The sequence below is a fragment of the Saccharothrix sabaoui genome, assembly GCF_051756985.1.
Taxonomy (GTDB): Bacteria; Actinomycetota; Actinomycetes; order Mycobacteriales; family Pseudonocardiaceae; genus Actinosynnema.
The window spans coordinates 52,172-61,407 of record NZ_JBPKJK010000041.1; the positions used below are offsets into that span (position 1 = coordinate 52,172).

The 9,236-nt window shown below is 67.1% G+C and carries 7 protein-coding genes; 5 read left to right on the plus strand and 2 right to left on the minus strand.

The window, feature by feature from the left end; all coding sequences use genetic code 11:
• Positions 1-465: 465 nt before the first annotated feature.
• Positions 466-2,916 carry a tetratricopeptide repeat protein gene (locus tag ACR807_RS15460; protein ID WP_438922005.1) on the plus strand — a complete coding sequence of 817 codons (2,451 nt, stop codon included), beginning with the start codon at positions 466-468 and terminating at the stop codon, positions 2,914-2,916.
• Positions 2,917-3,297: 381 nt separating this feature from the next.
• Positions 3,298-4,083 carry a DinB family protein gene (locus tag ACR807_RS15465; RefSeq protein ID WP_438922006.1) on the plus strand — a complete coding sequence of 262 codons (786 nt, stop codon included), beginning with the start codon at positions 3,298-3,300 and terminating at the stop codon, positions 4,081-4,083.
• 255 nt (positions 4,084-4,338) lie between these two features.
• Here ACR807_RS15465 and ACR807_RS15470 read toward each other — a convergent pair whose 3' ends face one another.
• Positions 4,339-5,244 (minus strand): phosphotransferase enzyme family protein, encoded by a 906-nt coding sequence (locus ACR807_RS15470; RefSeq protein WP_438922007.1) that lies wholly within the window; start codon positions 5,242-5,244, stop codon positions 4,339-4,341.
• Entirely contained in the window at positions 5,234-6,466 is a 1,233-nt protein-coding gene (locus ACR807_RS15475; RefSeq protein WP_438922008.1) for a helix-turn-helix domain-containing protein, read from the minus strand. The genes ACR807_RS15470 and ACR807_RS15475 overlap by 11 nt, the downstream gene beginning before the upstream one ends.
• Before the next feature lie 586 nt (positions 6,467-7,052).
• Between ACR807_RS15475 and ACR807_RS15480 the strand changes: the two genes are divergently transcribed.
• From ACR807_RS15480 to ACR807_RS15490, 3 genes are all read left to right on the plus strand, one after another.
• Positions 7,053-7,904, plus strand: a complete 852-nt coding sequence (locus ACR807_RS15480; protein WP_438922009.1) for a DUF5753 domain-containing protein — start codon at positions 7,053-7,055, stop codon at positions 7,902-7,904.
• 45 nt (positions 7,905-7,949) lie between these two features.
• Complete coding sequence (locus tag ACR807_RS15485) at positions 7,950-8,267, plus strand: transcriptional regulator (RefSeq protein WP_438922010.1); 318 nt, start codon at positions 7,950-7,952, stop codon at positions 8,265-8,267.
• Between the two features lie 720 nt (positions 8,268-8,987).
• Positions 8,988-9,236 (plus strand): hypothetical protein (locus ACR807_RS15490; protein WP_438922011.1); only part of this gene is annotated, 249 nt, incomplete at its 3' end.

Consider the following 9,236-nt stretch of genomic DNA (forward strand, 5'->3'; position numbering starts at 1 on the left):
ACCGCCGAGATGGCGCAGTGGATCTCCGAGGGCCACACCGTTTGAAGGGACACGTGGTTACGAGCGCCATCGACGATTCCCTGCGACCCTGGACACGCTCTTCTGCGGCGAGAACGCGGGCAAGTTGCTCCTCGACGCCAGCTGACGTACTGCGGGCTAGTTGTATGAGGCCATGACGTCCAGAACCACCAGCCGACGCCTGGCCGGTAGGCCGGAACGGGTGGCCCACCGGATCGAGCATTACCCGGACGTCGTCTTGCGGAGGTTGCTCCGCCAGGACCGCGCCCGTGCCCTGTGCCCAGGCGGCGGGCAGGTTGTCTACCTCGATGCCCAAGCGGGCCTGCATCGGCTGGCCTTCCTGGGCTACATCGCCCAGGGCTTTCTTGGCGTGCCAAGTAGGTGTATCTGCGGGCTGGTGAGATCCCCCGGGGCGCGGCACCACGCGGGGTGGTCCACAGTTGGTGGATGCGTGAGCGAGAGCCTGAGTCCCGAGTGACGAATCGCGCCTCCGGGCAGATCGGCAACCTGGTGCAAGCGGGTCATATCGATCAGGTTGTCCTCCCACAGCCCGAGCGGGCCGGTGTGGCGGTGGTGCACCGGGTACGTGATTCGGACACCCAGGGGGAGGTGTTCATCGGTCGCACGCGGGTCGTCAAGCAGGTCGTGGCAGCTTTTGAGCGCGGGGTGGGCGTTGTCCTGGCGGGTATGGGTGGTGTCGGTAAGACCGCTGTTGCCGAGCACGTTGCTGTAGATGTGGTGCGGCGGGATCGGTTCCCGGGCGGGGTCTTCCGGGTCGACATGCATGGCTACAGTGCTGAGTGGCAGGTGCCAGCTTCGGCGGGGTTCGCTCCCTTCCTGCGCGTGTTCGGTCTGCCCGGCGAGCAGATCCCGGCCGACCTGGGTGAACAGGCGGCGGTATACGGACAGGTCCTCGACCAGTTCGCCGACCAGGACTCCGGTGTGCTGCTGGTCTTCGACAACGTGGCGACCGGTGAACAGGTTCGGGACCTGCTGCCCCGCCGAGTCCCGCACGGCTGGCTGGTGACCACGCGTGACACCTTGGACTTGCCCGGTGCCACGCGGGTGGATCTCGACGTCCTCGGGTCGGAGCAGGCGTGTGCCCTGCTGGATGAGGTCTTGGGCGTGGGAAGCGATCCCAAGGAGTTGGCGTCCGCGTGCGGCGGCCTCCCGCTGGCATTGCGGATCGCCGCGGCACTGCTGCTCGACGAATCCGGTTTGACACCTGGTGAACTCGCCCGGCAGTTGCGGCAGGCTCCCGGAGTAGAGGGCTACGCCCGGGGCGAACAGGCCTTGGCGGCGGTGTTCGACTGGTCCTGGCTCCGGCTGGTCGAACGCCACCCCGACCGGGCACGCCTGCTGCGAATGGTGTGCGCGGCACCCGGTCCGGACATCTCCACCGCCTCCGCCGCCGCCCTTGCCGATCATCCGGTGGACCAGGTTCGGGTCGCGCTCCGCGGTCTGCGGCACGCTTACTTGTTGCGCCCCAACGGTCCCGACCGGTGGGGAGTGCACGACCTCATCCGCGCGCACACCAGCAGCCGGGAAGCCCCCGGTCTCGACACCGATGGCGTACTGGCCGCCCGCGAGCGGCTGGCCGAGCACTTCACCCAGACCGCCGACGCCGCCGACGACCGGCTCCGCACGCTACCGGATGAGTACGTCGCAGGTCGGTTCGCCGACTTGGATGAAGCCCTTGAGTGGTTCGACGCCGAACGAGCCTGCTTGGTCGCCGCAGTGGTCGAAGCCGCCATCACGGGAGAACACCAGCGGGCCGCCCGATTGGGCACCGCCCTGGCCGTGTACCTGACCTGGCGCTGGTACCTCTCCGACCATCTCACCGTAGCGGCGCACGCCCAGGCCAGCTCCACTCATCTCGACAGGGGCACTTGGGCGAACTGCACGGTGATCCTGGCCAACGCCCTAAGCAGGAACAGGCGGTTCGACGAAGCCATAGCACTTCAGGTGCAGGCCGCAGAGTCGTATCGCGCACTGGGCGACCGGAGCGGGGAAGCGGCGACGTGGACCAACCTGGGCAACGCCCTGCTCAATCTGCGCCGCATCCGCGAAGCCGTCGCCGCCCACGCACGCGCCCGTGAGCTCTACCTGGCGATCGGGGACCGACACAGCGAGGCGATCGCGCTCAACAACCTGGGCCTGGCGCTGCACGAGTCCCAGCGGCTCGACGAGGCCATCGCCGTTCTCGAACAGGCGGGAGACCTGCACCGTGCCGTCGGAGACAGGCGCGGCGAGATGATCGCACGCACCGGCGCAGGCGCCGCCCTGCGCGACGCCGGGCGATCCGAGGAGGCGGTTGTCGCGCTCCAGCGCGGACTGGACACGGCGCAAGACTTGGGCGACGTGTACAGCGAACTCACGGCACGCGACAACCTGGCCGCGGCGCTGGCCTCCGTGGGATGCACAGACGACGCGATCACGGCGTACACGCGGAACCTGGCCTTGTCCGAAGAGCTGGGGGATCCGCACGTCGCGGGTTTGACCTGGAACAACTTGGGTTCGGCTTACCGGGAAGCCGGGAACTACGACGACGCTGTCGCCGCTCACGGACACGCGGAAGACCTGTTCCGCACCACGGGCGAGCGCTATCTCGAGGGAACAGCGTCGAACAACGCGGCCGTCGCCCACCTCCAAGCGGAGCGCTTCCAAGCCGCCGCGGACGCCCTCCACCGAGCCGGGCCGATCTTCCTGGAGTGCGGTGACAGCCGCGGTCTGGCTTTCGTGCTGCAGAACCTGGGCCGCGCGACGCTGGGCCTGGGCCAACCGGCCGAGGCGGAGGCGTACTGGCACCAAGCCCGGACAGTGTTCCTTGAGATAGGGGATAACGCTGGTGCCGCCGCAATACAGCACTACCTACGCGGCGCGGCTGGGCTCGAGTAGGTGGAAGTCATGCGGCCACGACAAAATGTCCGCTCACTGCAGGAGCATCCGATGGTTCGACCGCTCGCTCCGCGGCAGAAGAGTGCGTTCCCGCTGACGAAGGAACGTCGTTGCAGGTGTGGGCCGGTCGGTCCTAATTGCGCGGTGGAACTCGACCCGGGATACTTCGGTCATCTGTACGAAGGCTTGCTCGCTCACGATGACGGCGTCTGCAGGCGTCGGGCGTATGAAGCCGAGCCGGTGTGCGGGGCGCGAGCGCCACAGCACCTTACGACGCCACCGTGGCCACGACCTCGACACCGTACTTCACCTTCCGTGGGGCCCGCTTCAGACCACTGCTGAATGTGGAAGTCCGGGAAGCCCCTGGCGCAGGCGTGATGAGTGAGCGAGACTGCTTCGATGGTTTCCGAATACGCCCAGAGCGACCAATTCCGCGGTGCTCGCATCCACCTGTGCAACCTCGCCGGCCTCGAGATCCGCGATTGCGAGGTGAACGATCTGAAGATCGTCGACTGCTACGGCAGCGACATCTACCTCGGTGGCTACTTCGAGCGCCTCGTCGTCAACGACGTCGACGTGACCGCACATGTCGAGGCCGAGCTCGACCGCCGGCACCCCGCGCGGGTGCTGGCGCGGAATGCGGCTTCTCCCGAGGACTACCGGGCTGCTTGGGACGCCATCGAGACCCTGTGGGGCGCGGCACTCGACCGGGCGCGGCTGTTGCCCGCGGCCAAACTGCACGAGCAGGTCGACGGCGAGTGGTCATTCGTCGAGACACAACGGCATCTGCTGTTCGCCTGCGACGCCTGGCTCGGCAACGCGGTGCTTGAGGAGAAAGCGCCTTACCACCCGTTGGGTTTCCCCGCCGGGGGGACGCCGCCGGACGAGTCGGCGAACCTCGGCCTCACCCTCGAAGCCACCCCGACGCTCGAGGAGGTGCTCGCGCCGCGGCTCGCTCGCATGGCCGCGATGCGGCGTGTCGTCGACGGGCTGACCGCGGCCGAGCTCGACCGGGTATGCGGTCGCAAACCAGCTGACATGTATCCCGACCAGGAGTACGTCGTGCGCCGCTGCCTCAAGGTGGTGCTGAAGGAAGAAGCCGAGCACCACCGATACGCCGTGCGCGACCTAGCGGTGCTCGAGGCAGGTGTGCCTGAACGGCAGTAGTTCCCGCGTGGACCCCGACCAAGTGGCGACGCGGTGTAGCCGCGAATGACCGCACGCTCATCGGCATGTGCGGATGTCGCCGAGGTGTGCTTTGGGCGGCTCGGTCTGTGGGTCGTGTTCGGGTCAGTTCGTTGGCGTGAGGCGGTCGATGATCTGCTGAACTGCTGAATCGCACCTCCTGTTCGCCACCATCGGTGGTTGTGCTTCGGCTTCGGCAACCTCACGATCAAGTTCCGGTCGTTCCTTATTGGTCAGTCAGAACGCTGTCCACTTCCAGGGCTGTTGGATATCACCTCGTAGGCAGGCCAGGCGATGGGTGGCTTCGTTCGTCGCCTTGTGATCAGTCTCGGCTTTGCGGAGGGTGAATGCGGTCCAGCGGAGTTCCGTGGTGGTGGCCAAGGTGCGGTATCCGGGGTGAGTGGTTACGTCGTGCCCGCCGTAGGCGTCGACGAACGCGTCGTAGTCCGCAGGTGTGATGCGGGCGAAGTCGGTGTGGTCGACGGCCAGGGGAATCAGGTCCCACTCGCGTGGGCCCAGCCCGACGCGGTCGAGGTCCACCAGTGTGGGAGGGCCGTTCTCGGGAACGGCGAGGTTGCCTTGCCATGCGTCGCCGTGGATGACGCACTGGGGTAGTGAGGATTGCAGCCCTGCGTACCGGTGGCGGAGGTCGGCTAGGAGGTCTACAAGCCAGCGTCGGTCGTGGTCGGCGACCGTAGTCGCGTTCGCGATCACTTCGTCCAATCCGCTGAAGGGATCGAGCAGGGGCAACCGGGGCGAATCGGGCGCGGCGAGTGTGTGGATACGTCTCAGCGTCGTTCCCAGTTCGGTGGGGGTGGCGTAGCGGTGTTCGGGAAGCTGTGCCCACCACGTTACGGGCCGTTGTCCGACCATCGTGGGCTGTTCGACGTCGTCCAGGACGCGAACCGCCGGCACGTCGGTGGTGGCCAGCCAACGGGCGACGCGGACCGCGTGGGTCGCGGTGTTATACGAGCCTGCCGGGCCGATGCGGGCGACGACCTGGCCCGGCAGGCGGTACAGGACGTTGCCTCCGTCGCGGATCAGTTCGGCTCCGGCGGTCGGCACGCCCGCGCGGACACCCGCAGTAATGAGCACGTCGTATGCGGGGGCGGCGGTCTGCGTGCTGGACTCGTCAGTCGTCACCGATGGCCGATCCCAGTGACTGGGCCAGGTCTGCCACATCGGGGATCGACAGATGTTGTTCGCTGGCGCGCATCAGCATGAGCAACTCCGCGTTCATCCGTCTTGAGTGCAACAGCGCGGCATCCGCGGCGGCGTGTCGTCCGAGCACGAGGGCTTCCCGCGGGTCGCCCGCAGTCATGTGCAAGGTGGCGAGCCGTGCCGTCGAAAACGCCCGTGAACGCGGGTAGGCATCGCTGTGCAGGCTGATCGCCATGGTCAAGCGCTCAGCTGCTTCGCCGGGTTGTCCCTGGGCAACGGCGACGGGAATCAGCGCTCGTGCGCTGCTGCCCGCGTGTTCGGCCTCGTCGTAGTAGACCAGCCACGGTGGATCGGTGGCGGCGTGACGCCGTGCGAAGTGCGCGTCGCCGAGATCCACCTCCGCCATGGCCTCCTCGAGGCGACCGAGCAGAGCCAGTATTCGGGCGCGGACGACCGAGGTCGCGGCCCTGGCCGTGGCGGTCAACCGATCGGCACGGACTTGTGCGAACTCGATCAACGACAGGGCCTCGTCGAGGTCGCCGAGATAGACGGCCTGGCGCGCCATGTCGGTGAGGGTGGCCGCCCGCAGCTCCCACGAACCGCCCTGGTCCGCACACGTCAAGGCGATCCGGAAGCATCGTGCCGCGACCGCGTGAGCGTCGACGTCGAAGGCGGAGAAGGCGACGACGCCCGCCAAGTTGCCCACGGCTTCGAACAAGGCCGGTTTGATCGCGGGATCGATCTGCGCTTCCAGCATCCGGCATGCCCACCGCAAGTGGGCGATGCCCGCCTCGCCGGCCATGGCGCCGCCGTAGAGATTCTCGCTGGCGGCCAGCGCCCCGGTCATCAGCCTCACTTGTTCGACCTCGATCCGGCCGATGCGCCGTCGAGGCGGTACACGCAGATTCAAACCTTCGAGCGCGTCGACAGTGCCGACGTCCAGGGCGGCGTGCGTGGCAGGCGTTCGTGCGAACGACAGGTCGGGTCCGTCGGCAACCTGCGGTTCGTCGAGCAGTTGATCGAGTCGGTCGAGCGTGACGTGAAGTGCGTCGGCGAGAGGCTGGCGGTATTCGGGGTATGGGACGCTGGTGCCTGCTTCCCAGCCGCGCACCGTCCGAGGACTGACGTGCAACAACGCGGCCAGGCTCTCCTGGGTGAACCCGCGCCTCGTCCGCCGCTCCTGGAGCTTCTCGCGCTTCGGCATCCCTGTTGTCTCCTCCGCACCTTGGGTCCGAAACGATAGTCGAGGCAGCAAGAGAACAGCAGGTCGTTCAGTATCGAGGTATGGCGTGTCACCCGTTCGGTGGACAAGCGGTACCGCAAGATTGCCGCAAGATTTCCTCTTTTTTGCCTGGATCTAGTGGGTATCGGGCGGTTGGCTTGTAGCCAGCATCCGCTATCACTGCGATGTCGCCTACAGGGCGGCCCGGTCGGTGGCGGATGCCCTGGTTTCAGCTGACTCGTCCCTGGAGCATTTCGCATATGCCGACCGTCACCTGCCCGACAGCCATCGTCTCGTCGTCTGCTCCGCCGAGAACACGGTCGAGTGCGACCGGCTCCGACAGCGGACGTGTGCCGAGGCGCGCGGCATGAGGTCCGGTGACGTTGAGTCGGCCAACCGGCTCGGAGATCTCCAGCGGGCCGTCCAAACCCGTGTGGCTACCGATGCTGGCCCTGATCAGGCCCAGCGAGTCGCAGCGTAACCGGGATTCAGCCTGCGGATGTTCGCCCCATCGCGGTACGGCTCGCCGCCGCGCGGGCCGGGAAGGCAAGCCAGGAATGAGGAGATGATGAACAGCGAGGAGAAGCCGCACCCTGCTCGGCTGAGCACTGCGCGCAGCCGGGAGCTCGGAGAGGAGCTGCGTCGAGCGCGCCGTCGCGCGAGGGCGTCCAGCGGTCAGACCGCCGAGGGCCTGGAGTGGTCGTTGGGCAAGCTGTCGAAACTGGAGACGGGCACTCGCGGCACTCTTCCCAGTGACATCGCGACCCTGCTCGGCCGCTACGGGACCGACAAGGCGACCCGCGATCGGATCATGGCCGTCGCCCACGAGTCGAACACCGACAGCTTTCTGCGGGTGCACGACGGGTCACCGGACACGTTGGCGGCACTGGCGGCCCACGAACCGGTCGCCCGGACCGTCACGGCCTACGAACCTCTGATCGTCCCCCTCTTGGGGCAGACGGAGGACTACGCCCTGGCGTTGACGGGTGGGCCGAACGCCGCCCAGACCCGCATGGTTCGGCAACGTCGGTTGCGGCAGCCGGGTAGTCGGGAGACGGTCCTGTACGTCAACGAGGCCGCACTGCGCCAGGTTGCCGCGCCGCCGCGGGTGATGCGGGATCAGTTGCTGCACCTGGCGGCGATGTGCGACTGGCCCATGACCTGCGTGCGGATCGTTCCGCTGACCTGCGCTCCTCACCCGGCGCTGCGCAGTCCCGCCACGCTGTTGACCTTCGAGGGCCCTCTGCGTCCGCTGGTCTACGTCGAGACCGACGTCGCGACCGTGTTCCACGAGGATCCTCAGATCCTGGTCGCCTACGAGCGCAAGATGCGGCATCTCGACACCGTTGCTCTCGATGTCGAGCAGTCGCGCCGGATATTGGCTCGATGTGCGGATTCCTATCAGCATCACGTCGCCTGACCTCCGTGTCGCGCCCGGACCCGGGAAGCCGCCGATCCACCGTGGGTGGCCGTCCACTATTCGCGTGAGGTAGCGATGCCCTTCACCGTCCGGCTCAGAGGCGATGTGTTCACCAAAGCGGCGAGACTTGCCGGTTTCCGATCAGACTACGCACTGGCGAAGAAGATGGAGATCAACCGGTCGACCGTCGCACGGGTACTCTCGGGTGATCTGAATCCTGGTCCGGCTTTCATCGCAGGTGCCTTGCATGCGCTCGCCCCTATGCAGTTCGACGACTTGTTCGACGTTGTGCGACACGACCGGGACCTGGATATGCAGCACGATGCAAGGCTTATGGGGGACAGTGCGCGACCTGTCGCGTAGTCGCCGTCTACGCGCATTATGTCGCCGCTTGAATATCTGACTTGGCGGCATATGTCGTCGCCACTTCGCGACGCGGCAACGCTGTCGCATGATGAAAAAGGGAGAGTTGTTCGCAGATGGAACAGCCCGTAGACGCGATCGAGCAGACGTCCTACCTTCGGATCACGAAGGAGGCGGAGTTCAAGGAATCCATCACCGCTGACGGTGACTACGAAGTCAGCTTCGGCACTGCGGCGACGGTCGCGCTCACCCCGGACGCGGCGGAGAAGCTCTACTGGATGCTCGGTAAAAAATCCCGGAGCTGCGGCGGATCGCAGACACGTTCTCGCTCAGGTGAACGAACACCCAGTGGACACCTCGTGGGTCCACGACCGGGTAGCCGCCGACCGGTTCCCGCCCGGCGGCTACCCGGGTCACGTACTGGGCGATCCCACGGGGGCCAACGGTCCCGATCGGCAGCTCGGGACCCTGAGCGGCCGCACCAGGGTTCTCATGCTGTGTGGTCAGGTCCTGCTGCGCGACTACCTGCTCGGCTGCGGCCTCAACCGCCCGATCGACCGGCAGAGGGCTATCCGGCTGTGCGAGCCGGACCCGGTCATCGGGACACGGGCCCGCGCCATCGAGGTTCATCGCGAACACGTCCTGTGCGCACCGGCCGACCGCGGCTGGCGGGGCGGAACAGGTCCTGGACCTGTCCACAGGGTTTCCTCCCGTGGTGTCGTGCGCTCCGCGCACGTCGCCCTCGAACACGACGACCCGCCCGTCCCGGTGGCCTGCATCGTCATTGACGAGCAGTTGGTCACTGCGGCCCGGGCGGCGGTAGGCGACCAACCCGGCGTGGAGGCACAGCTGCCCAACCCCCGCGACGTGCGCACGGTGCGGCGGGCCGCGACCACCTTCGGCACACACTGTCCCGGCCGTCGTCCCCGTCCAGGACGCCCTGTCGTCCTCGGCGCCCTGACGATCAGG